Here is a 22,264-nt window from a genome sequence, read left to right on the forward strand (position 1 = left end):
CCGCCCGCCCGGCCCGCGCCGAAGCGCGTCGGCCCGCTGGATTTCCTCGGGCAGGTGCGCGACGAGGGCCGCAAGGTCACGTGGCCGACCCGCAAGGAGACCACGGTCACCACGATCATGGTGTTCGTGATGGTGGTGGTCGCGAGCCTGTTCTTCACGGTGGTGGATCAGGGCCTGCGCTACTTCGTCGGCCTGATCCTGGGTCTCTAGGACAACACACACCGCCTCGGGCCCCGGCCCGCCGCGAACGCTCAGGAGTCGATCAGAACCGTGTCGAAGCGCTGGTACATCGTCCACGCCTACTCGAATTTCGAGAACAAGGTCGCCCAGTCCATCAAGGATCAGGCGGCCCAGCGTGGGCTCATGGACCTCTTCGAGGAGGTGATGGTCCCGACCGAGAAGGTCGTCGAGGTCCGCCGCGGGCGCAAGGTCGACGCGGAGCGGAAGTTCTTCCCCGGCTACGTGCTGGTGAAGTGCGACCTCACCGACGAGGTCTACCACCTGATCAAGAACACCCCGAAGGTCACGGGCTTCCTCGGCGCCGACAAGTCGAAGCCGGTACCGATCCCGGATTCGGAAGCCGAGCGGATCAAGGGCCAGGTCGCCGAGGGCGTCGATCGTCCCAAGCCCTCGATCTCCTTCGAGATCGGCGAGACGGTCCGCGTCGCCGACGGTCCCTTCGCCTCGTTCAACGGCACCGTCGAGGAAGTCGACGAGAGCCGCTCGCGCCTGAAGGTCGCCGTGTCGATCTTCGGCCGCGCCACCCCGGTGGAACTCGAATACGCCCAGGTCGAGAAGGCCTGACGTAGAGCGGACGGAGGGCGGCGGAGAGGGCAGGGGCGACCCTTCTCCCCGCAGCTCGAACTTCGCCGATCACACGCGGAAGGCCCGCCCGGTTCGCCGCCGGGGTCCACGGTCCGCACCGCGACCTGCAACCGCCCGTCCGACCGAGCCTCAGGCAGCCCGGCGGCGCGCAATCATTTGGGAGCAGTCCCATGGCGAAGAAGATCACGGGCTACGTGAAGCTTCAAGTCCCGGCCGGCGCCGCCAACCCGTCGCCGCCGATCGGTCCCGCGCTCGGTCAGCGCGGCCTCAACATCATGGAATTCTGCAAGGCCTTCAATGCGAAGACCGCGCAGATCGAGAAGGGGACCCCGATCCCAGTCGTGATCACGGCCTATCAGGATCGCAGCTTCACCTTCGAGATGAAGCAGCCGCCGGTCACCTTCTTCCTGAAGAAGGCCGCGGGCCTGAAGATCGGCAAGAAGCCGGCCTCGGGCTCCAAGACCCCCGGCAAACCCGGCTCCAACGTCGGCAAGGTCTCCGAGGCGCAGCTTCGCGAGATCGCCGAGAAGAAGATGCCCGACCTGAACTGCGACTCGGTGGACGCCGCCGTCGCGATGATCCGTGGCTCCGCGCGGGCCATGGGCCTCGAAGTCACCGCGTAAGGGGAGGGCACCATGGCAAACGAAGGCAAGCGCATCCGCGCCGCCCGCGAGGGCATCGACCCGACCAAGCTCTATGGCATCGCCGAGGCGGTCGCGATGGTGAAGGCCAAGGCCAACGCCAAGTTCGACGAGACCGTCGAGGTCTCGATGAACCTCGGCGTCGACCCGCGCCACGCCGACCAGATGGTCCGCGGCGTCTGCAACCTGCCCAACGGCTCCGGCCGGACGGTGCGGGTGGCGGTGTTCGCACGCGGCGCCAAGGCGGACGACGCCCGCGCGGCCGGCGCCGACATCGTCGGCGCCGAGGACCTCCTCGAGATCGTCCAGGGCGGCAAGATCGACTTCGATCGCTGCATCGCCACCCCGGACATGATGCCGCTCGTCGGTCGCCTCGGTAAGGTGCTCGGCCCCCGCGGCCTGATGCCGAACCCGAAGGTCGGCACCGTCACCATGGACGTGAAGTCCGCGGTCGCCGGCGCCAAGGGCGGCTCGGTCGAGTTCCGCGTCGAGAAGGCGGGCATCGTCCACGCCGGCATCGGCAAGGTCTCGTTCGACGAGCAGAAGCTCGTCGAGAACATCAAGGCGTTCGCCGACGCGGTGGCCAAGGCCAAGCCCGCCGGCTCCAAGGGCACCTACATCCAGCGCATCGCCGTCACCTCGACGATGGGCCCGGGCGTGAAGGTCGAGCCGGGCTCCGTCCTCGGCGCCTGATCCGTCCCGCACGAACGACGAAGCGCCCGGCCCCTGCGGCCGGGCGTTTTTCGTTTGAGTCCTCCCGCTGCGGGCCACCGATGACGTCTCACGTCGACATCCTGGCCAACCAGCGGAACGGAACGCTCTATACCGGTTCCACGACGGATCTCGCACGACGCGTCTGGGAGCATCGGACTGCAGTGACGCCCGGCTTCACCAAGACCTACGGCGTCGTGATGCTGGTCTGGTACGAGGATCATCCGCGCATCATCGACGCTCGGATTCGTGAGTACGCGATCAAGCGCTGGCGGCGAGCCTGGAAGCTGGCGCTGATCGAGGCGATGAACCCGGATCGGCGTGATCTGTATCTCGATCTCAATCAGTAGCCAGAGCCGCTGCGCGGCGCTTTCCAGGCTGGGTCCCGGATCGGGTTCCGCTTCGCTTCACCCGTCCGGGAAATCGGGTGCGCATGACTCGACCCTGGCAGCAAACCCTCGCCGTTTTCCTGGACGCCTGAAGCGTCAGCGAAAGGCGAGCCGGGACCCAGCACGAGAAGCGCCGCGGAGCGGCTCCATACCCGACATCACGATGCAGATTGCCGCAGCCAAGGGGGGCGCCATCGCCCGTGCCTGTGCTAAATAGACGGCATGCGATGCACCCTCCCCGTACAGACCAAGCGACGCATCCTATGCGTCTTCCCCGCCTACACGCCGTCCTTCGGGACGTTCTCCCACGCCTACCCGTTGATGGGCGGCGTGAAGGCCTTCATGCCGCCGCAGGGGCTCCTGCTGATCTCGGCCTACATGCCGGAAGGCTGGGAGTGCCGGTTCGTCGACGAGAACATCAAGCGCGCCACGCCTGAGGAGTTCGCCTGGGCCGACGCGGTGTTCGTGTCGGGCATGCACATCCAGGAGCCGCAGATCCACGAGATCGCCAAGCGCGCGCACGCCGCCGGCAAGGTGACGGTGCTCGGCGGCCCCTCGGTCTCGGGCGCCCCGGAGAAGTACCCAGACTTCGACTACCTCCACATGGGCGAGATCGGCGACGCCACGGACGAGCTGGTATCGATCCTCGACCGCGACCTGACGCGCCCCTCGGCCCAGGTTCGGCTCGAGACGAAGGAGCGGCTGCCGCTCTCCGACTTCCCGGCGCCGGCCTACGAGGCGGCTCCGTTGAAGCGCTACCTGATCGGCTCGCTGCAATTCTCGTCGGGCTGTCCGTACCGCTGCGAGTTCTGCGACATCCCGCAGCTCTACGGGCGCCAGCCGCGGCTGAAGAGCGCCGAGCAGATGTGCGCCGAGCTCGACGCGATCATCAGCCAGCCCGGCCACCCGGCGGTGGTCTACTTCGTCGACGACAACTTCATCGCCAACCGCAAGGCGACGCGGGACATGCTCCCGCACCTGGTGGCGTGGCAGAAGAAGAACGACTACCCGCTCCAGTTCGCCTGCGAGGCGACCCTGAACATGGCCAAGCAGCCCGAGATCCTCGAGCTGATGCGCCAGGCGAACTTCATGACCGTGTTCGTCGGCATCGAGACGCCGGAGGAGGACGCGCTCAAGGGCATCGACAAGACCCACAACGCCGCCGTGCCGATGTACGGCGCGATCGAGACGCTGAACTCCTACGGGCTCGAAGTGACCTCGGGCATCATCCTCGGCCTCGACACCGAATCGGACGCTTCCGAGCAGTACCTGATCGACTTCATCGACAAGTCGGGCATCCCCGTCCTGACGATCAACATTCTTCAGGCGCTGCCGAAGACTCCGCTCTGGGACCGGCTCGAGAAGGAGGGGCGGCTGCTCCACGACGCCAGCCTCGAATCGAACGTGCTGTTCAAGCGTCCGCACGACACCGTGGTGTCGAGCTGGCGCCGGGCCATCGCGCACGCCTACGAGCCGGAAAAGATCTTCGAGCGCTTCAAGCACCAGTGCGCGACGACCTATCCCCACCGGATCAAGACGCCGACCAAGGGCAAGCTCACCTTCACCAACCTGCGCCGCGGGCTGATCCTCGGGTTCAACATCATCACCCGGGTCGGCATCTTCTCCGACTACCGCCGGCCGTTCTGGTCGGCGGCCGGCTACGCCCTGAAGCGCGGGCAGATCGAGGCGGTGTTCAACATGGGCTTCGTCGCCCACCACCTGATCCGCTTCACCCGCGAGGCCCTGCGCGGCGAGCACAACGCCTCGTTCTACGCGGCCAAGGCCGCCGAGACGGAGGCCGCGCGGCAGCGCTCGTGGTGGGAGAACGCGCGCAAGCGCTTCGTGCCGGAGCGCGAGGCGGCCTAGGGCCGCGACGGCCGGCGCGGCGCGACCACGTCGGAAAAGTCGCGTTTAGGTACTTGGCAGGGCGCTTGCTTGGCTCTATACACCGCGCTCCACGCAATTTTCATGTTTGTTGATGGAGCCCGTCCGCCCGGGCGGGCTCCGTATCGAGACGCCGCCTGGGTGACCGGGCGTCGATGGCCGGCAGGACCTAAGGGGTGAAAACCTCTGAAGGCCGTGTCCGGCCATGTCCTGTCCGAGACTGCAGGTGCCGGTTCGCCGGCTTAATCCGCAAAGCCTGCACAGACGGGGAAGACCGCAGTTTCGAAGCGCCCGACCGATGAGGGACGGCGTGAAGGCATCGGTTTGAACCATCTCAGCCCTTAGGCATCGCACCCCTCGCGGGGGCGGCACCGGGGGACAGGGCCGTGAAGCGTCGTCCAGGACGTTTTCGGCTTAACCAAGGTCGAAGTTCCGTCCCGGGCGGCACGTGCAACCGGCGGACCCATTCTCGGGTTCCGCTCAAACCGGAGAGAGCCCCAGTGGACAGGACAGCAAAAGCTGATCTCGTCTCGACGCTCAACGGCGTGTTCGCAAAGAGCGCCGTCGTCGTCGTGGCCCACTACAAAGGCCTCACGGTCGCCGAGATGCAGAAGCTGCGTTCGCAGATGAAGCTGGCCGGCGCCACCGTGCAGGTCGCGAAGAACAGCCTCGCCAGCATCGCTCTCGATGGCACGGACGTCGCCTCCATCAAGCCCCTCCTGAAGGGCCCGACCCTGCTCGCCTATTCGAGCGATCCGGTCGCGGCCGCCAAGGTGGCGGTGGATTTCGCCAAGGCCAACGACAAGCTCGTGATCCTCGGCGGCGCCATGGGTGCGACCGCTCTGAACCCGGACGGCGTGAAGGCCCTCGCCTCGCTCCCGTCCCTCGACGAACTGCGCGCCAAGATCGTGGGCCTCGTCCAGGCTCCCGCGACCAAGATCGCTCAGGTCGTCAACGCGCCGGCGGCCAAGCTCGCCCGCGTGTTCGGAGCCTATGCCATCAAGGACGAGGCGGCCTGACGGTCGTTCACCCCTTTCAAACCCATCCCTTCACACCGATATCGTTAGAGGATCATCACCATGGCTGATCTTGCCAAGCTCGTTGACGACCTGTCGTCGCTGACCGTTCTCGAGGCCGCCGACCTCGCCAAGATGCTCGAAGAGAAGTGGGGCGTCTCGGCTGCCGCCGCCGTCGCCGTGGCCGCCGGCCCGGCCGCCGGTGCGGGCGCCGCCGCCGTCGAGGAGCAGACCGAGTTCACGGTCATGCTCGCCGCCGTCGGCGACAAGAAGATCGAGGTCATCAAGGAGGTCCGCGCGATCACCGGCCTCGGCCTCAAGGAAGCCAAGGACCTCGTCGAGGCGGCCCCGAAGGCCGTCAAGGAGTCCGTCACCAAGGACGAGGGCGAGAAGCTCAAGGCGCAGCTCGAGAAGGCCGGCGCCAAGGTCGAGCTCAAGTAAGTCGACGACGGGCCGCACCCGGCCCGTCACCCACGGCGGCTCTCTCGGGAGTCGACCGTGACCGCAGCCCGCGGGTGTTCGCACCCGCGGGCTGAGGCCGCTTCAAGCGGCCGGCGAACCCTGGAACGGGTTTCGGCTTGGCACAAGCCGCTGGGAACAGTCGATTCGGGTGGCGCGGTCCGGCGGGACGCGAGCCATGGCCCGGTGCGGGAGTTGGAAAAACTTCCCCGGGCGACCAGGACGCGAAGATGGTGGAGCGAGGTCACATGGCCAATACGCTGGTCGGTCGCAAGCGCATTCGGAAGTTCTTCGGCAAGATCAAGGAAGTCGCCGAGATGCCGAACCTCATCGAGGTTCAGAAGGCGTCCTACGACCAGTTCCTGATGATGCACGAGCCCGAGGGCGGTCGCGGCGACGAGGGCCTGCAGAGCGTGTTCCGGGGCGTATTCCCGATCTCGGACTTCTCCTCGACGGCGCTGCTCGAGTTCGTGCGCTACACCTTCGAGCAGCCGAAGTACGACGTCGACGAGTGCCGCCAGCGCGGCATCACCTTCGCGGCCCCGCTGAAGGTGACCCTGCGGCTGATCGTGTTCGATGTCGATCCCGACACGGCGGCGAAGTCGGTCAAGGACATCAAGGAGCAGGACGTCTACATGGGCGACATGCCCCTGATGACGGAGAACGGCACCTTCATCGTCAACGGCACCGAGCGCGTCATCGTCTCGCAGATGCACCGCTCGCCGGGCGTGTTCTTCGACCACGACAAGGGCAAGACCCACTCGTCGGGCAAGCTGCTGTTCGCCGCCCGCATCATCCCGTATCGCGGCTCCTGGCTCGACGTCGAGTTCGACGCCAAGGACATCGTGCACGTCCGCATCGACCGGAAGCGCAAGCTGCCGGTGACGTCGCTGCTCTATGCGCTCGGCCTGTCGGGCGAGGAGATCCTGTCCACCTTCTACAACAAGGTCGTCTACGACCGGGACGGCGCCGACTGGCGCGTGCCGTTCGACGCCGAGCGGCTGAAGGGCTTCAAGGCCTCGGTCGACATGATCGACGCCGATTCCGGCGAGGTCGTGCTCGAAACCGGTAAGAAGCTGAACGCCCGCAACGCCCGCCAGATCGCCGAGAAGGGCACCAAGTTCCTCAAGGCGACCGACGAGGACCTGGTCGGCCAGTACGTCGCCGAGGACCTCGTCGACGTGAAGACCGGCGAGATCTGGGCCGAGGCCGGCGAGGAGATCTCCGAGAAGCTGCTCAAGGCGCTGGAAGAGGTCGGCGTCGCCGAGATCCCGGTGCTCGACATCGACCACGTCAACATCGGCCCCTACATCCGCAACACGTTGGCCGTGGACAAGAACTCCGCTCGCGAGGGCGCGCTGTTCGACATCTACCGCGTCATGCGCCCGGGCGAGCCGCCGACGCTGGAGACGGCGGAAGCGATGTTCCACTCGCTGTTCTTCGACAGCGAGCGCTACGACCTGTCCGCCGTCGGCCGCGTGAAGATGAACATGCGCCTTGACCTCGATGCCGAGGACACCGTCCGCACCCTCCGCAAGGAGGACATGCTGTCGGTCGTCATGGCGCTCGTGGAGCTGCGCGACGGCAAGGGCGAGATCGACGACATCGACCACCTCGGCAACCGCCGCGTCCGGTCGGTCGGCGAGCTGATGGAGAACCAGTACCGCCTCGGCCTGCTCCGCATGGAGCGCGCCATCCGCGAGCGCATGAGCCAGGTCGACATCGACACGGTGATGCCGCAGGACCTCATCAACGCGAAGCCCGCGGCGGCCGCGGTGCGCGAGTTCTTCGGCTCGTCGCAGCTGTCCCAGTTCATGGACCAGACCAACCCGCTCTCCGAGGTGACGCACAAGCGCCGCCTCTCGGCGCTTGGCCCGGGCGGCCTGACCCGCGAGCGCGCCGGCTTCGAGGTGCGCGACGTGCACCCGACCCACTACGGCCGCATCTGCCCGATCGAGACGCCGGAAGGCCCGAACATCGGCCTGATCAACTCACTCGCCACCTTCGCGCGCGTGAACAAGTACGGCTTCATCGAGACCCCGTTCCGTCGGGTCAAGGACGGCGTCGTCACCAACGAGGTCTCGTACCTCTCCGCGATGGAGGAGGCGAAGTACTACGTCGCCCAGGCCAACGCGCAGATGGACGAGAACAAGAAGCTCACCGAGGAGCTGGTGGTCTGCCGCCGCGCCGGCGACGTGATCGTCGTCGGCCCCGAGCGCGTCGACCTGATGGACGTGTCGCCGAAGCAGCTCGTGTCGGTGGCCGCGGCGCTGATCCCGTTCCTCGAGAACGACGACGCCAACCGCGCGCTGATGGGTTCGAACATGCAGCGGCAGGCCGTGCCGCTGGTGCGCGCCGACGCGCCGTTCGTCGGCACCGGCATGGAGGCCGTGGTCGCCCGCGACTCGGGCGCCGCCATCGCCGCCCGCCGCTCCGGCATCGTCGACCAGGTGGACGCCACCCGTATCGTCATCCGGGCCACCGAGGAGGCCGACGCCACCAAGCCCGGCGTCGACATCTACCGCCTGCAGAAGTTCCAGCGCTCCAACCAGTCGACCTGCATCACGCAGAAGCCGCTGGTCCGCGTCGGAGAGCCGGTGAAGAAGGGCGAGATCATCGCCGACGGCCCGTCCACCGAGTTCGGCGAGCTCGCGCTCGGCCGCAACGTCCTCGTCGCGTTCATGCCGTGGAACGGGTACAACTTCGAGGACTCGATCCTGCTTTCCGAGCGGATCGTGAAGGATGACGTGTTCACCTCGATCCACATCGAGGAGTTCGAGGTGATGGCCCGCGACACCAAGCTGGGTCCGGAGGAGATCACCCGCGACATCCCGAACGTCTCGGAGGAGGCGCTCAAGAACCTCGACGAGGCCGGCATCGTCTACATTGGCGCCGAGGTGCATGCGGGCGACATCCTCGTCGGCAAGATCACGCCGAAGGGCGAGAGCCCGATGACGCCGGAGGAGAAACTCCTTCGCGCCATCTTCGGCGAGAAGGCGTCCGACGTGCGCGACACCTCGCTCCGGGTTCCCCCGGGCGTGACCGGCACGATCGTCGAGGTCCGGGTGTTCAACCGCCACGGCGTCGACAAGGACGAGCGCGCCCAGGCGATCGAGCGCGAGGAGATCGAGCGCCTCGCCAAGGACCGCGACGACGAGCAGGCGATCCTCGACCGCAACACCTACGCCCGCCTCTCCGGCGTGCTGATCGGCCAGGCGCCGATCGCCGGCCCGAAGGGGTTCAAGAAGGAGACCACGCTGACGCGTGAGCTCATCAACGAATACCCGCGCTCGCAATGGTGGCAGTTCGCCGTCGTCGAGGACCGTCTCATGACCGAGATGGAGGCGATGCAGAAGCAGTATGACGAGTCGAAGAAGCGCCTCGAGCAGCGCTTCCTCGACAAGGTCGAGAAGCTGCAGCGCGGCGACGAGTTGCCCCCCGGCGTGATGAAGATGGTCAAGGTCTTCGTCGCGGTGAAGCGCAAGATCCAGCCGGGCGACAAGATGGCCGGCCGCCACGGCAACAAGGGCGTGGTCTCTCGGATCGTGCCGATCGAGGACATGCCGTTCCTGGAAGACGGGACGCATGCCGACATCGTGCTCAACCCGCTCGGCGTGCCCTCGCGCATGAACGTCGGCCAGATCCTCGAGACCCACCTCGGCTGGGCCGCGGCGGGCTTGGGCCGCAAGGTCGGCAAGGCGGTCGACGCCTACCTGAAGAGCCAGGACATCGAGCCGCTGCGCGCCGAGATGCAGGCGATCTACTCCCCGTCGGAGCTGGAAGGCCTGTCGGACGAGGACATGGCCGAGGCCGCCAACAACGTGCGCCGCGGCGTGCCGATGGCGACCCCGGTGTTCAACGGCGCCAAGGAAGCCGACATCGAGACCATGCTGGAGATGGCCGGCCTCGACCGCTCGGCGCAGTCGACGCTCTATGACGGGCGCACCGGCGAGCCCTTCGACCGCAAGGTGACGATGGGCTACATCTACATGCTGAAGCTCCACCACCTCGTGGACGACAAGATCCACGCGCGCTCGATCGGCCCGTACTCGCTGGTCACCCAGCAGCCGCTCGGCGGAAAGGCGCAGTTCGGCGGGCAGCGCTTCGGCGAGATGGAGGTCTGGGCGCTGGAGGCCTACGGTGCGGCCTACACGCTGCAGGAGATGCTGACGGTGAAGTCGGACGACGTGGCCGGCCGCACCAAGGTCTACGAGGCGATCGTCCGCGGCGACGACACCTTCGAGGCCGGCATCCCCGAGAGCTTCAACGTGCTGGTGAAGGAGATGCGGTCGCTCGGCCTCAACGTCGAGCTGACCTCGTCCAAGAAGGCCGCCAACGACGCCCTCGAGCCGCCCGCCGACGCGGCCGAGTAATCGGACGCCTCGTCGAGCGAAGTGGAAGCCGGTTCGCGTGAAGACGATGCGGACCACGAAGGACACGACACCTCCCGTGCCGGCAGCGATGCCGGCACGGTTCGAGCGGGGAGGGGCGGAGCCTCCGGACGGGCCGACGGCCAGCGGCGCCCCGACGGGCGCGGCGCCGAGTTGATTTCAAGACGCGGACGGCGCCGGCGCAGGGCGCGCGTTCCCGTCAAGCAAGGAGCGGATCATGAACCAAGAGGTCATGAACCTTTTCAACCAGCAGGCTCAGCCCCAGAGCTTCGACCAGATCAAGATCTCGATCTCCAGCCCCGAAAAGATCCTCTCGTGGTCTTACGGCGAGATCAAGAAGCCCGAGACGATCAACTACCGGACGTTCAAGCCGGAGCGTGACGGCCTGTTCTGCGCCCGCATCTTCGGGCCGATCAAGGACTACGAATGCTTGTGCGGCAAGTACAAGCGCATGAAGTACAAGGGCGTCATCTGCGAGAAGTGCGGCGTCGAGGTCACCCTCGCGCGCGTCCGGCGCGACCGCATGGGCCATATCGAGCTCGCCGCCCCCGTCGCACACATCTGGTTCTTGAAGTCGCTGCCGAGCCGCATCGGCCTGCTGCTCGACATGCCGCTCAAGGATCTCGAGCGGATCCTCTACTTCGAGTCCTACTGCGTCATCGAGCCGGGCCTCACCCCTCTCAAGGAGCGTCAGCTCCTGTCGGAGGAGGAGTACCTGCGCGCCCAGGAGGAGTACGGCGAGGATTCGTTCACGGCGATGATCGGCGCCGAGGCGATCCGCCGGATCCTCCAGGAGCTCGACCTCGACGGCATCGCCGACGCGCTGCGCGAGGAGATCGCGACCACCACCTCCGAGCTGAAGCCCAAGAAGCTCTTGAAGCGCCTCAAGATCATCGAGGCGTTCCAGATGTCGGGCAACAAGCCCGAGTGGATGATCCTGACCGTCGTCCCCGTGATCCCGCCGGACCTGCGTCCGCTGGTTCCGCTCGACGGCGGCCGCTTCGCCACGTCGGACCTGAACGACCTCTACCGCCGCGTGATCAACCGCAACAACCGCCTCAAGCGGCTGATCGAGCTTCGCGCGCCCGACATCATCATCCGCAACGAGAAGCGGATGCTGCAGGAGGCCGTCGACGCGCTGTTCGACAACGGCCGCCGCGGCCGGGTCATCACCGGCGCCAACAAGCGTCCGCTGAAGTCGCTCGCCGACATGCTCAAGGGCAAGCAGGGCCGCTTCCGCCAGAACCTGCTCGGCAAGCGCGTCGACTACTCCGGTCGCTCGGTCATCGTGGTCGGCCCCGAGCTGAAGCTGCACCAGTGCGGCCTGCCGAAGAAGATGGCGCTCGAGCTGTTCAAGCCCTTCATCTACGCGCGCCTCGACGCCAAGGGCTTCTCGGCCACCGTCAAGCAGGCGAAGAAGCTCGTCGAGAAGGAGAAGCCCGAGGTCTGGGACATCCTCGACGAGGTGATCCGCGAGCATCCCGTGATGCTCAACCGCGCGCCGACGCTTCACCGCCTCGGCATCCAGGCGTTCGAGCCGAAGCTGATCGAGGGCAAGGCGATCCAGCTGCACCCGCTGGTCTGCGCCGCGTTCAACGCCGACTTCGACGGCGACCAGATGGCCGTGCACGTTCCCCTGAGCCTCGAGGCTCAGCTGGAGGCGCGCGTCCTGATGATGTCGACCAACAACATCCTGCACCCGGCCAACGGCCAGCCGATCATCGTGCCCTCGCAGGATATCGTGCTCGGCCTGTACTACCTCTCCATCGTCGGCGAGGGCTTGGTCGGCGCGTTCCAGCCCGACCACAAGACCAACCCGATGCAGGGCGTCTACGGCGACATGGGCGAGCTCGAGCACGCGCTCGCCGCGAAGTCCGTGAAGCTGCACTCGAAGATCAAGTGGCGCTGGAAGGGCATCGGCCCCGACGGCCAGCCGCTGACCAAGACCTACGACACCACGCCCGGCCGGGTGATCCTGTCCGGCGCGCTGCCGCTGCACGCCAAGGTGCCCTTCGACGTCGTCAACAAGCTGATGACCAAGAAGGAGATCTCGTCGATGATCGACACCGTCTACCGCCACTGCGGTCAGAAGGAGTCGGTGATCTTCTGCGATCGCATCATGGCGCTCGGCTTCAACCACGCGTTCAAGGCCGGCATCTCGTTCGGCAAGGACGACATGGTCGTGCCCGAGAACAAGTGGACCATCGTCGACACCACGCGCACGCTGGTGAAGGACTACGAGCAGCAGTACAACGACGGCCTGATCACTCAGGGCGAGAAGTACAACAAGGTGGTCGACGCCTGGGCTAAGTGCTCGGACAAGCTCGCCGCCGAGATGATGCTCCGGATCTCGACCGTCCAGAAGGACGAGGACGGCGCCGACAAGCAGATCAACTCGATCTACATGATGAGCCACTCCGGTGCCCGCGGTTCGCCAGCGCAGATGAAGCAGCTCGCCGCCATGCGTGGCCTGATGGCCAAGCCCTCGGGCGAGATCATCGAGACGCCGATCATCTCGAACTTCAAGGAAGGCCTCGACGTGCTCGAGTACTTCAACTCCACCCACGGCGCCCGCAAGGGCCTCGCGGACACGGCGTTGAAGACCGCCAACTCGGGCTACCTGACCCGTCGTCTCGTCGACGTGGCCCAGGACGCGGTCATCCGCGAGGTCGATTGCGGCACGACCAACGGCATCAAGATGCGCGCCATCATCGATGCCGGCCAGGTCGTCGCCACGCTGGCGATCCGCATCCTCGGCCGCGCCACGGCGGAGGACCTGGTCGCCCAGGACGGCACGGTCATCGTCAAGACCGGCGAGACCATCGAGGAGCGTCACCTGCCCGCCATCCAGGCGGCCGGGATCCAGGAGGTGAAGATCCGCTCGGTGCTGGTGTGCCAGACCCGTCAGGGCGTCTGCGCCACCTGCTACGGCCGGGATCTGGCCCGCGGCACGCCCGTCAACATGGGCGAGGCCGTCGGCGTCATCGCGGCGCAGTCGATCGGCGAGCCGGGCACCCAGCTCACCATGCGCACCTTCCACATCGGCGGCGCGGCGCAGATCGCGGATTCGTCCTTCATCGAGTCGAGCTTCGAAGGCACGATCAAGATCCGCAACCGCGCGATCGCCAAGAACTCGGACGGCGACCTGATCGCCACCGGCCGAAACGTGGCCGTGGTGGTTGTCGGCTCCGACGGCACGGAGCGGGCGGTGCACCGCCTGCAGTACGGCGCGCGCCTGCGCGTCGACGACGGCGACAAGGTGAAGCGCGGCCAGCGCATCGCCGAGTGGGACCCCTACACCCGTCCGATCATCACCGAGACGGACGGCGTCGTGATGTACGAGGACATGGTCGACGGCCAGTCGATCACCGAGACCACCGACGAGTCGACCGGCATCGCCAAGCGCGTCGTCATCGACTGGCGCGGCTCGGCGCGCACCTCGGACCTCAAGCCGGCGATGGTGGTCGTCGACTCCGAGGGCAAGCCGGTCAAGCTGCCGCGCGGCTCCGACGCCCGCTACTTCCTCCCGGTCGACGCCATCATCGGCTACGACCCGGGCGGCTCGGTGAAGGCCGGCGACATCCTCGCCCGCGTCTCCACCGACTCGGCCAAGACCCGCGACATCACCGGCGGTCTGCCGCGGGTGGCGGAGCTGTTCGAGGCGCGGCGCCCGAAGGACGCGGCGATCATCGCCGAGAAGTCGGGCACCATCGCCTTCGGGCGCGACTACAAGAACAAGCGCCGCCTGTCACTGACGCCGCATGACGGATCTGAGACGGTCGAGTACCTGATCCCGAAGGGCAAGCACATCCACCTTCAGGACGGGGACGTGGTCGAGCTCGGCGACTACATCGTCGACGGCAACCCGGCGCCGCACGACATCCTGGCGATCAAGGGCGTGGAGGAGCTTGCGGCTTACCTCGTCAACGAAATCCAGGAGGTCTACCGGCTCCAGGGCGTGTCGATCAACGACAAGCACATCGAGGTCATCGTCCGGCAGATGCTGCAGAAGGTCGAGATCACCGATGGCGGCGACTCGGACATCCTGGCGGGCGACCAGATCGACCGCACGGAGCTGACCGAGGTCAACGAGAAGCTGCTCGCCGAGGGCAAGAAGCCGGTCCAGGGCGTCCCCGTCCTGCTCGGCATCACCAAGGCCTCGCTGCAGACGAAGTCGTTCATCTCGGCTGCCTCGTTCCAGGAGACCACCCGCGTCCTCACAGAGGCGGCGGTCAACGGCAAGGTCGATCACCTCGAAGGCCTCAAGGAGAACGTCATCGTCGGCTCGCTCATTCCGGCGGGCACCGGCTCGATGGTGGCCGACATCCGCGCGGTGGCACGCCGCCGCGACAGCATGATCCTCCAGCAGAAGGCGTCCGACAGCGGCGCCCGCCCGCTGGGCGAGCTGCCCTCGGCTGCGGCCGAGTAGGCCGCAAGCGCTCCACGACATGCGAAAGGGCGGCCCGGTGGGCCGCCCTTTTCGTTTCAGGGTCGGGCGCTGCGGGCCGAAACGGGCGATTCCGCGCAAGCGGAACCATGACCTTGGCCGTTCGTTCTGAGATCATGGAACACGTCAAGTCCACAATCCTCACGACCGCCGCGCTCGTCACGGGATTGATCACGGCCGCACATGTGCTGCATCCGCGTGATCCGGCCTTCGAGACGCGTCGCGGACACTCTGTCGTCGCGACCGCCGAGGCGGCGACGGCCTGGAACGACCCGCCGGCCCGCACGGCGCCGGTGGTGGAGGCAGCTCTGGTGCGCCCGGCCTCCTTCACCCTCCTGCCGATCGCAATGACGGCGAGCCTGTCGAGCGTCGAGGATCAGGCCGAGGCGCGTCCGGTGCGCAAGGCCGAGCACGTCCACGCCCGCCGGCCGATCGCCTCCACGCCGCGCAGCCAGCCGGCGACGGCACGGGTCGCGGAGCAGGCCGCAACCCCGGTCGCCTCGACCGCACAGCCGGGCAGGGCGGCCCAGGGCGACCCGATCGGCGACCTGATGAAGGCTCTGGGCCTCAACCGCGACAGCGAAGGCTGACACCGGCCTTCAGAGCCGCCCGAGGCGGCAGCGGTGGTAGACTAGCTTGGCCGCCAAACGGGTGCGTCACGCCCGGAAACACGTCCCCGCACGCCCACGACCCGTACTTTTTGATCCGCCGCCCATTGGCCGAAGCTTGCCTACGAGCGTCAGCTCGCTCAGCGCTTCTTTCCGAGCTCGGTCGCGATGTCCTTGATCATGCGGCCGGCCTTGCGGTGCGCCGTGGTGAGCTGGTCCTGCGTCACGCCCCAGCGCTTCATCCAGTACTCGACCGCCTTCCGCTCCGAGAGATCGAGCCGGTCCTTGTCGATGAAGCCGCGCTTGTCCTTCAGCCCTGCCATGGTCGCCTTCGAAAGAATGTCCGCGCCGAAGCCGCGCCTGGTTCAGCATAGACCAAGCGGGCAGGAGATACGCGGAGCCAAGATCGTTCGCCGATGTCGCGCAGCAGGCTGGACATTGCGTGCGCAAAGCGTCAGCTGCCCGATGAGTACCCGAGCGCGCGATCGTTCAAACGTCTGGTGTTTCGGAAGCGAGAGACCGCGCCATCCGCGTCTCTCTCGAAGTCGGGTTCGCGTAAGAACCGCTGGGAGCGCCGCCATCGAGAAGCGCGGCCGCCCAAAACCCGTTTTCATGCACCCACGTCTCGATGTCCGACATCGAAGAACGTTGGTGCGGCCAAGAGGACTCGAACCTCCACCCCTTGCAGGACTAGCACCTCAAGCTAGCGCGTCTACCAATTCCGCCATGGCCGCATCGGCACCCGTCGGGTCCCGTTCGCTTTTCCGAAATCCGGGTCCGCTGCGGCGGCCGGCGTCTCGGGTGAGCGGCGCAGCGGATACCAGATCGATCCCGATCCGACAAGCGCTGCGGCCAAGCAATTCCGAAACGTGGCTCGGCAATTCCGCGGCAGGGTCCGGCAAATCCTCGCCGGGGCCTTGGATCAGGCCGGTTCCATGCGGCTTTCGAGGAACGGCACGGCGCCGTCGCCGATGGTGACGCCGGGGATCCGCACCGAATCCGCCTTGCGGATCAGCTCCGTGACCTCGATCGAGATGCGGTTGCCGGTCACGACGATCTGGCCGCGGGCGACGGGGTGGTCGTTGGCGAGGATCTCGACGAGGTCGGTCTCGGTCGCCTCCAGTTCGATCACCGCGCCGCGTCCCATGCGCAGCAGCATGTGCAGCGGCATGCGGCAGCGCCCGAGCACCACCGTCAGATCGACCTTGAGGTCTTCCAGAACCGCCACGCGCCCACCGCCCCCATACGCCTTGCCACCGGCACGGACCGGTGGAAGGAGAGCATTCCCGAAAGAGGGTGAAGCCTTGGTAAACGCCGCGCACCGTCTCGCGATCGCGCCCGACACGTTCCTGCCGCGGGCGGGCTCCCCGCCGGTGGCGTGGCGGATCAGCGACGCACTTGTCGGGTACGACGCGGCGATGGCGTGGATGGAGGCCCGGGCCGACGCGATCGCGCGGGGGCTCGCGCCCGAATGCGTCTGGCTGCTGGAGCACCCGGCGCTCTACACCGCCGGCACCTCGGCCCGCGAGGCCGACCTCGTGGCGCCGGCGCGGCTGCCGGTGCACCGGACGGGGCGGGGCGGGCAGTACACCTATCACGGCCCCGGCCAGCGGGTGGCCTACGTGATGCTCGACCTCAACCGCCGCCGCACGGACCTGCGCGCCTACGTGGCCGCCCTGGAGGCCTGGATCATCGCGACCCTCGACGCCTTCAACGTCCGGGCCGAACGCCGCGAGGACCGCGTCGGCGTCTGGGTGCGGCGGCCGGAGAAGGGCCGGGAGAACGGAGACGCCGTGGAGGACAAGATCGCCGCGATCGGCATCCGCGTGCGGCGCTGGGTCAGCTTCCACGGGATCAGCCTCAACGTCGAGCCGGATCTCGCGGATTTCTCCGGCATCGTCCCCTGCGGCATCCGCGGCCACGGGGTGACGAGCCTGGCCGACCTCGGCCGCGTCGTCGCGATGCCCGAGGTCGACATGCAGCTGCGGGCCGGGTTCGAGGCGGTGTTCGGCGAAACCGTGGACGAGGCGGAGTAGCCGTCAGGGCATTCCCGGGCGCGGTGGAGGCCGGCTCGCGTGACGGGAATGCGCCCGCGCGAACCCCTCAGAAGTCGGCGTGCAGCCGGGTGGCGAAGAAGTCCGCAGGACCCCGGTCGCGGTTGTAGCCGGGGTTGATCACCCGCTGGTAGTCGAAGGTCAGGGTCACGGTCTTGGTCAGGCCGATGGCGTAGTAGGCTTCGAGCGCCCGCTCGGGGGCGTAGTTCAGGCGCCCGTCGCCGATCAGCAGGCCGAGGCCGCCGGTGGCGAAGTAGGCCTGGTGGGCCTCCGTGAGGCCGTTCACGGTGGCGCCGAGGCCGATGGTGTCGCCCGACCGGCCCCAGGCGGTCCCCTTCAGCGAGACGCCGCCCGACGCACTCCGGTCGACGTCGGTGAAGGACAGGCTCTCGTTGCGCCCGTCCGACAGGCTGACGCGGGCGAACACGCCGAGGTCGGCCGTGACCGCCTGCTCGAGGTTGACGTAGCCGCCGGTCTTGCGCCGCGGGCGGCGGGTGGCTGCGACCGCGTCGTTGACGTCGTCGAACACCCCCGATTGCGTCAGCGCCACGACCTGCCGGTAGTTGGCGGTGTTGCCCTGGTTCGAGAAGAAGCCGATCCGCACGCGGCCCGGCTGCTCGAGCGCGGGCAGGACGTAGCGCCCCTCGAACTCGATGTTGGCGCCCTGGCGGTCGAACACCCGCGGGTCGAGCACGTCGTTCGACGGCTCCTTGGGCACCTGCGTGTAGGCGGCGCGGATTGCGAATTCGGCGCGGTTGTATTCGACGTAGACGCCTTGCGTGAAGCCGGGGAGGTTGGCCGGGAAGTCCCAGGCCGAGGCCGCCCAGAGCGACCAGTTCATGAAGTCGACGCGGGGGTCGTGGGCGTAGACGTTGCCGTCGAAGAAGTCGCCCAGCGCGAACTTGCCGGCGACCACGGTGATCCGCTCGACGTCGCGGCGGGTCGCGACCTGGTTCGGGCCGTCGGGCACGTCCTCGGTCTCGCCGCCGAGGCCGAAGGTCTGCCGCACGAAGTAGCGGTTCGAGCGCAGCTTCGGGAACGGCGCGCCGGCCTTCTGCGCCTCGCCGTTGACGAAGCCGGCGACGCCGAGCGTCCGCGACAGGCCGAAGCCCTGGCTGAATTCCGGGTTGTAGTAGAGCTCGGTGCCCTCCAGCAGCTTGAAGCCGACGAAGGCGGTCGCCGTCGTGGTCGCCTGGGCTTGGCGTGGCACCAGGCTGTTCGGGCCGAGATAGGGCGAGCGGAACCCGCTCACGCCCTGGTTGATGAAGGTGGTCTGGCCGTGGAGCGAGAAGCGGCCGGTGTCGCCGTTGTCGGGATCGTGCGGGGCCGCCTCGTCGGGCTCGGGCGGCAGCCGCAGGCCGGCCGGATACCACGACAGCCGCGCCAGCATCTGGTTCGACGTGAAAGACGCCCGGGTCGAGACCGAGCCGAGGCCGGGCACCGCGCCGAGGTCGAGGCGGCCGGTGCCGCCGAGGTCGATGTAGCGATAGTCGAGGCCGAGGGCGAGGTGCTCGGTGATCGCGTACTGGACGCCGGCCCCGAGGGTGAAGCCGAGCGTGCCCCGGTCGGTCCGCGCCGTCGCGGTGGGGCCGCCGGCGCGGTCCGGGTAGGTGGCGAGGAAGCGCGTCTCGGCGCCGGCGAGGCCGAAGGTGGCGTAGACCAGCGCGCGCTCGAAGGCGACGCCGAGCCGCCCGCGCACGACGCCGTAGAGGTCGGTCTTGGCGCGGATCACGTCGAAGACCGGGTCGAACCCTTCGTAGCCGAAGCCGGCCGCGGTCGAGCCGACCGGGCGCTTGAGGTTGGCGCCGGCGATGTCCGCCTCGAGCCCGTAGACCCAGGGGCCGGCCTGCCAGTTCCAGCCGCCGAACACGCCGCCGACGGCGGTGGTCGCCTCGCGGCTGCGGTCGGCACGACCCGTGGCGTCGCCGGTCTTGAAGGCTGGAATGGGGCGGCCGCCGATCGTGGTCGGCCCGAAGCCGAGGGCGCCGAACGAGCCGCCGGCGCTGCCCTCGAGCCCGACATAGCCGCCCGACCAATCGACGAAGGCGGGAGAGGGGGAGGCCGCGCGCGCGACGGCGAGGTCGGCTCCGGCGGCATGTCCCGGCAGCAGGCAGGCCCCGATCAGGCAGGCCTCGATCAGACGGGTCTCGATCAACCCTCCCACGCCGCGGACGGCGACGCCGCGCGACCCGATGCCGTCCGCCCTGTTCCGGTGCCGCATCGCCCTGGTCCCCCGCACGTTCCGAACTGCGGTATAGCAAAGGCTATAATCGCGGCAATCCTGCCTTTGCCGGCCCGGGTATTCCTATCGGCGACGTTGCAAAAATGCCCCGGGATCGATGACGCCGCGATGACACGGCGGCGACGCCGGGGCGAGGGGCTCAGGCGGGGCCGGTCGCGACCGGGCGGCTCGGGTCGGCGCCCCATTCCGACCAGGAGCCGTCGTAGAGGGCGCGGGCCGGGCGGCCGATCTGCTCCAGCGCCAGGGCGACGATCGCCGCGGTGACGCCGGAGCCGCAGGTGGTGACGACCGGGCGGTCGGGGTCGATCCCGTTTTCGGCGAACACCGCGCGGAGCGCGTCCGGCGCCTTGAGGTGCCCGTCGGCCAGCAGCGCGGCGTAATGCAGGTTCCGGGCGCCCGGCATGTGCCCGGGGCGGACGCCGGGACGGGGCTCGGCCTCCTCGCCGCGGAAGCGGGGCGCGGAGCGGGCGTCGACCACCTGGGCGGTGCCGCCGGCCAGCGCCCGCGCGACGTCGGCCGCGTCGGCGACCGCGCCGTGGTCGAGCCGGGCGGAGAAATGGCGCCGGTCGCGAACCCGCGGCTCGCCCTCCTCGGTCGGGTAGCCGGCCGCGATCCAGGCCGGCAGCCCGCCGTCGAGGACGCAGACGTCGCGCACGCCGAAGGTGCGCAGCATCCACCAGACCCGGGGCGCCGAGAACAGCCCGTGCCCGTCGTAGACCACGATGTGCATGCCGTCGCCGACGCCGAGCGCCCGCATCCGCGAGGCGAACGCCTCCGGGCGCGGCATCATGTGCGGCAGCCCGGATTCGGTGTCGCTCATCGCGTCGATGTCGAAGCGGACCGCGCCGGGGATGTGGGCGGCGCGATACTCCGCCTCGGGGTCGCGCCCGGCGGCGGGCAGGTACCAGGAGGCGTCGAGCACCACGATGTCGGGCGCATCGAGGCGCTGGTGCAGCCATTCGGTCGAGACGAGCGCGGTGTCGGCCATGATGCGTCCGGTCAGTCGTTGCGGGCGGTGTCGGCGCCAGTCAATCACAGGGTGGAGGCGGATGCACGCCCCGGTTGGGCGGTCCAAGTCTGGGAAGGCGCGTCTGCCCGCGAACCCGCCGCAGCCTGGAGATCCGAGCCGGCGCGATGCCGCACAGCAAGTCGATCGTCCCGCTGCAACCCCGCAGGCTTGTGCATCCGTCAGACCCTGAAGGCTGTGCGCCGTTGCAAGATACGCGGGGCGGTCTTGTTTCCGCGGGGAACAAGACCAGTTATAACAACACCATGACACCGTCGTGCCGGCGTTTTCGCCGGACCCGTATGGACCGGACGTCTCGCCGCCACGGATCACCGTGCGTTGCAGGATCGCTCGATACGGGACGGCGTTCTCTCACCATTCCCCTGCCGGGCGGCCTTCTGCGCCAGCATGAGATTCCGCGAGCTTTCAGTGCGATGAACCAACTCGTCCGCATGTCCCAGATCGGCGAAGCCGAGACCGTCAAAGAGCCGTCGGCCGAGCTGCGCGTGCCGTTCGCGCAATCGGGCGCCTTCGTCTGCAAGTTCATCATCGGCGAGCCGAACGATCGCGCGGTGTGCTGCGGCGCGCCCGTGGCCGACGGAAAGAGCTGGTGCGCATTCCACCGCCGCATCGTGTTCGAGCCGACCCGACCCGGCCGCATCCGCTGAGCGGGCCCCTACGCCCGTGACCTGGCGACCGCGAGACGGGCTTCAATCGAGCCCGTCCTCCTCGTCGTAGGGCCGATAGCTGCGCATCATCCGGCCATCCGGGTATTGCACCGAGCGGGCGCGGACGACGAGGTATCCCGCGGCCTGCGCCGCCGCGATGCGGCGCGTCCGGTCGTCCCCCTCCGCGAAGATCGGGTTGCGTTCGCCGTCCGCCGGCCCGACGACACGACCGACCGGCAACGGCGCGTAGGGGTAGGGCGGCGCCGCCGCGAAGGTCCGCGGCGTGTAGGCCCGCGTGCCCACCCGGCGCACCACCGGCCTCGCATCCCGTCGCTCGACGAGGCGTGGCGTGGCGATTCGCGCGCGCGGTACCTCTGCGACGATTTGGGGACGCGCGCGCCGCGCTTCGCGCATCGGCTGGCGTGGCGGCTTCGCGGCTTGGCGGACGCGTGCCGGCGCGCTGGCCTTGCTCGCGGTCTCCGTACGTTTCGTGTCCACGCTTCTCGATGTGGACTGGCCCTCGGCCGGACGGCTCGCGCTCACTGTCGCCGGAGCCGGCTCCTTCACGGGAGCCGGAGAGCTTGCAGCAATAGGGCTCGCGGCATCGGGGCCTGACGCAGCGGGGGCGGCGCTGCGCGCTGGCGGGTCGGTCCAGGCGCCTTGAGGAGAGGCCTGCGCCAAGGCGGCGCTGGGACCGAGCGCCAAGCCCAGCATCAGCGTCGCCCCGAGAATTTCACCAGCACCGATCGACATCGCGCACTCCCTGGCGGATGGCCACGGCGGCGCGACCGACGCAGCCTGCCTCAGTGGAAATCTTAACGAAATCCTGCCGCAGCGTCCACGAGGATCGTCGCCGCGGGGCGGCGTGCGACCGGCGCCGCCACGCCCCAAGGGCCGCAGCTACTCCGCGGGCACGCCGTGCC

General features: G+C 68.2%; 18 protein-coding genes and 1 tRNA gene. 13 read left to right on the forward strand and 6 right to left on the reverse strand.

The genetic code is table 11. The annotated features are described in order from the left end of the window. From secE to FV229_RS16425, 11 genes are all read left to right on the forward strand, one after another. Window positions 1-210, forward strand: a 210-nt coding sequence (gene secE / locus FV229_RS16375) for a preprotein translocase subunit SecE (RefSeq protein WP_246688221.1), incomplete at its 5' end; no start/stop codon positions are given. 60 nt (window positions 211-270) lie between these two features. After that, the gene (gene nusG / locus FV229_RS16380; RefSeq protein WP_147752987.1) at window positions 271-804 is read left to right on the forward strand and encodes a transcription termination/antitermination protein NusG; all 534 of its coding nucleotides are present in this window, start codon (window positions 271-273) and stop codon (window positions 802-804) included. Window positions 805-995: 191 nt separating this feature from the next. After that, window positions 996-1,448, forward strand: a complete 453-nt coding sequence (gene rplK / locus FV229_RS16385) for a 50S ribosomal protein L11 (RefSeq protein WP_147752988.1) — start codon at window positions 996-998, stop codon at window positions 1,446-1,448. A 12-nt stretch (window positions 1,449-1,460) separates the two neighbouring features. Continuing rightward, window positions 1,461-2,159 (forward strand): 50S ribosomal protein L1, encoded by a 699-nt coding sequence (gene rplA / locus FV229_RS16390; RefSeq protein WP_147752989.1) that lies wholly within the window; start codon window positions 1,461-1,463, stop codon window positions 2,157-2,159. A gap of 80 nt (window positions 2,160-2,239) precedes the next feature. Continuing rightward, the gene (locus FV229_RS16395; RefSeq protein ID WP_147752990.1) at window positions 2,240-2,527 is read left to right on the forward strand and encodes a GIY-YIG nuclease family protein; all 288 of its coding nucleotides are present in this window, start codon (window positions 2,240-2,242) and stop codon (window positions 2,525-2,527) included. Between the two features lie 261 nt (window positions 2,528-2,788). After that, a complete protein-coding gene (locus FV229_RS16400; protein WP_147752991.1) occupies window positions 2,789-4,432 on the forward strand; it encodes a B12-binding domain-containing radical SAM protein in 1,644 nt (547 codons plus the stop codon). Between the two features lie 518 nt (window positions 4,433-4,950). Then, window positions 4,951-5,469, forward strand: a complete 519-nt coding sequence (rplJ, locus tag FV229_RS16405) for a 50S ribosomal protein L10 (protein ID WP_147752992.1) — start codon at window positions 4,951-4,953, stop codon at window positions 5,467-5,469. Window positions 5,470-5,529: 60 nt separating this feature from the next. Continuing rightward, window positions 5,530-5,907, forward strand: coding sequence for a 50S ribosomal protein L7/L12 (gene rplL, locus FV229_RS16410; protein WP_147752993.1), 378 nt, complete (start codon window positions 5,530-5,532; stop codon window positions 5,905-5,907). Window positions 5,908-6,173: 266 nt separating this feature from the next. Continuing rightward, window positions 6,174-10,298, forward strand: coding sequence for a DNA-directed RNA polymerase subunit beta (gene rpoB, locus FV229_RS16415; protein WP_147752994.1), 4,125 nt, complete (start codon window positions 6,174-6,176; stop codon window positions 10,296-10,298). A 235-nt stretch (window positions 10,299-10,533) separates the two neighbouring features. Further along, window positions 10,534-14,745 (forward strand): DNA-directed RNA polymerase subunit beta', encoded by a 4,212-nt coding sequence (rpoC, locus tag FV229_RS16420; protein WP_147752995.1) that lies wholly within the window; start codon window positions 10,534-10,536, stop codon window positions 14,743-14,745. A gap of 113 nt (window positions 14,746-14,858) precedes the next feature. Further along, the gene (locus tag FV229_RS16425; protein ID WP_147752996.1) at window positions 14,859-15,353 is read left to right on the forward strand and encodes a hypothetical protein; all 495 of its coding nucleotides are present in this window, start codon (window positions 14,859-14,861) and stop codon (window positions 15,351-15,353) included. 158 nt (window positions 15,354-15,511) lie between these two features. On the opposite strand, the gene FV229_RS16430 is transcribed toward FV229_RS16425, so the two are convergent. The 3 genes from FV229_RS16430 to FV229_RS16440 form a co-directional block, all read right to left on the reverse strand. Continuing rightward, the gene (locus FV229_RS16430; RefSeq protein ID WP_147752997.1) at window positions 15,512-15,694 is read right to left on the reverse strand and encodes a DUF3606 domain-containing protein; all 183 of its coding nucleotides are present in this window, start codon (window positions 15,692-15,694) and stop codon (window positions 15,512-15,514) included. Window positions 15,695-16,020: 326 nt separating this feature from the next. After that, window positions 16,021-16,105, reverse strand: a tRNA-Leu gene (locus FV229_RS16435). A gap of 188 nt (window positions 16,106-16,293) precedes the next feature. Beyond that, entirely contained in the window at window positions 16,294-16,599 is a 306-nt protein-coding gene (locus tag FV229_RS16440; RefSeq protein WP_147752998.1) for a FliM/FliN family flagellar motor switch protein, read from the reverse strand. Between the two features lie 76 nt (window positions 16,600-16,675). On the opposite strand from FV229_RS16440, the gene lipB reads away from it, so the two are divergent. After that, window positions 16,676-17,407: a lipoyl(octanoyl) transferase LipB gene (gene lipB, locus FV229_RS16445; protein WP_147752999.1), complete on the forward strand. Its 732-nt coding sequence runs from the start codon at window positions 16,676-16,678 to the stop codon at window positions 17,405-17,407. A gap of 67 nt (window positions 17,408-17,474) precedes the next feature. Here the strand turns inward: lipB and FV229_RS16450 are convergent, their stop codons facing one another. Beyond that, the gene (locus tag FV229_RS16450) at window positions 17,475-19,646 is read right to left on the reverse strand and encodes a carbohydrate porin (RefSeq protein ID WP_147753000.1); all 2,172 of its coding nucleotides are present in this window, start codon (window positions 19,644-19,646) and stop codon (window positions 17,475-17,477) included. Window positions 19,647-19,806: 160 nt separating this feature from the next. Continuing rightward, window positions 19,807-20,655 carry a 3-mercaptopyruvate sulfurtransferase gene (sseA, locus tag FV229_RS16455; protein WP_147753001.1) on the reverse strand — a complete coding sequence of 283 codons (849 nt, stop codon included), beginning with the start codon at window positions 20,653-20,655 and terminating at the stop codon, window positions 19,807-19,809. A gap of 452 nt (window positions 20,656-21,107) precedes the next feature. On the opposite strand from sseA, the gene FV229_RS16460 reads away from it, so the two are divergent. Continuing rightward, window positions 21,108-21,341 carry a hypothetical protein gene (locus FV229_RS16460; protein ID WP_147753003.1) on the forward strand — a complete coding sequence of 78 codons (234 nt, stop codon included), beginning with the start codon at window positions 21,108-21,110 and terminating at the stop codon, window positions 21,339-21,341. Between the two features lie 42 nt (window positions 21,342-21,383). Here FV229_RS16460 and FV229_RS28130 read toward each other — a convergent pair whose 3' ends face one another. Further along, a complete protein-coding gene (locus tag FV229_RS28130; protein ID WP_147829758.1) occupies window positions 21,384-21,656 on the reverse strand; it encodes a hypothetical protein in 273 nt (90 codons plus the stop codon). Window positions 21,657-22,264 lie beyond the last annotated feature (608 nt).

The organism is Methylobacterium sp. WL120 (assembly GCF_008039465.1).
Lineage (GTDB): Bacteria > Pseudomonadota > Alphaproteobacteria > Rhizobiales > Beijerinckiaceae > Methylobacterium > Methylobacterium cerastii.

What these genes read in the sequence shown, in the direction of transcription:
- rplK (WP_147752988.1), top strand. Translation starts at nt 996, where the DNA reads ATGGCGAAGAAGATCACGGGCTACGTGAAGCTTCAAGTCCCGGCCGGC.
- rplA (WP_147752989.1), top strand. Translation starts at nt 1,461, where the DNA reads ATGGCAAACGAAGGCAAGCGCATCCGCGCCGCCCGCGAGGGCATCGAC.
- FV229_RS16395 (WP_147752990.1), top strand. Translation starts at nt 2,240, where the DNA reads ATGACGTCTCACGTCGACATCCTGGCCAACCAGCGGAACGGAACGCTC.
- FV229_RS16400 (WP_147752991.1), top strand. Translation starts at nt 2,789, where the DNA reads ATGCGATGCACCCTCCCCGTACAGACCAAGCGACGCATCCTATGCGTC.
- rplL (WP_147752993.1), top strand. Translation starts at nt 5,530, where the DNA reads ATGGCTGATCTTGCCAAGCTCGTTGACGACCTGTCGTCGCTGACCGTT.
- rpoB (WP_147752994.1), top strand. Translation starts at nt 6,174, where the DNA reads ATGGCCAATACGCTGGTCGGTCGCAAGCGCATTCGGAAGTTCTTCGGC.
- rpoC (WP_147752995.1), top strand. Translation starts at nt 10,534, where the DNA reads ATGAACCAAGAGGTCATGAACCTTTTCAACCAGCAGGCTCAGCCCCAG.
- FV229_RS16430 (WP_147752997.1), bottom strand. Translation starts at nt 15,694, where the DNA reads ATGGCAGGGCTGAAGGACAAGCGCGGCTTCATCGACAAGGACCGGCTC.
- FV229_RS16450 (WP_147753000.1), bottom strand. Translation starts at nt 19,646, where the DNA reads ATGCGGCACCGGAACAGGGCGGACGGCATCGGGTCGCGCGGCGTCGCC.
- sseA (WP_147753001.1), bottom strand. Translation starts at nt 20,655, where the DNA reads ATGGCCGACACCGCGCTCGTCTCGACCGAATGGCTGCACCAGCGCCTC.
- FV229_RS16460 (WP_147753003.1), top strand. Translation starts at nt 21,108, where the DNA reads ATGAACCAACTCGTCCGCATGTCCCAGATCGGCGAAGCCGAGACCGTC.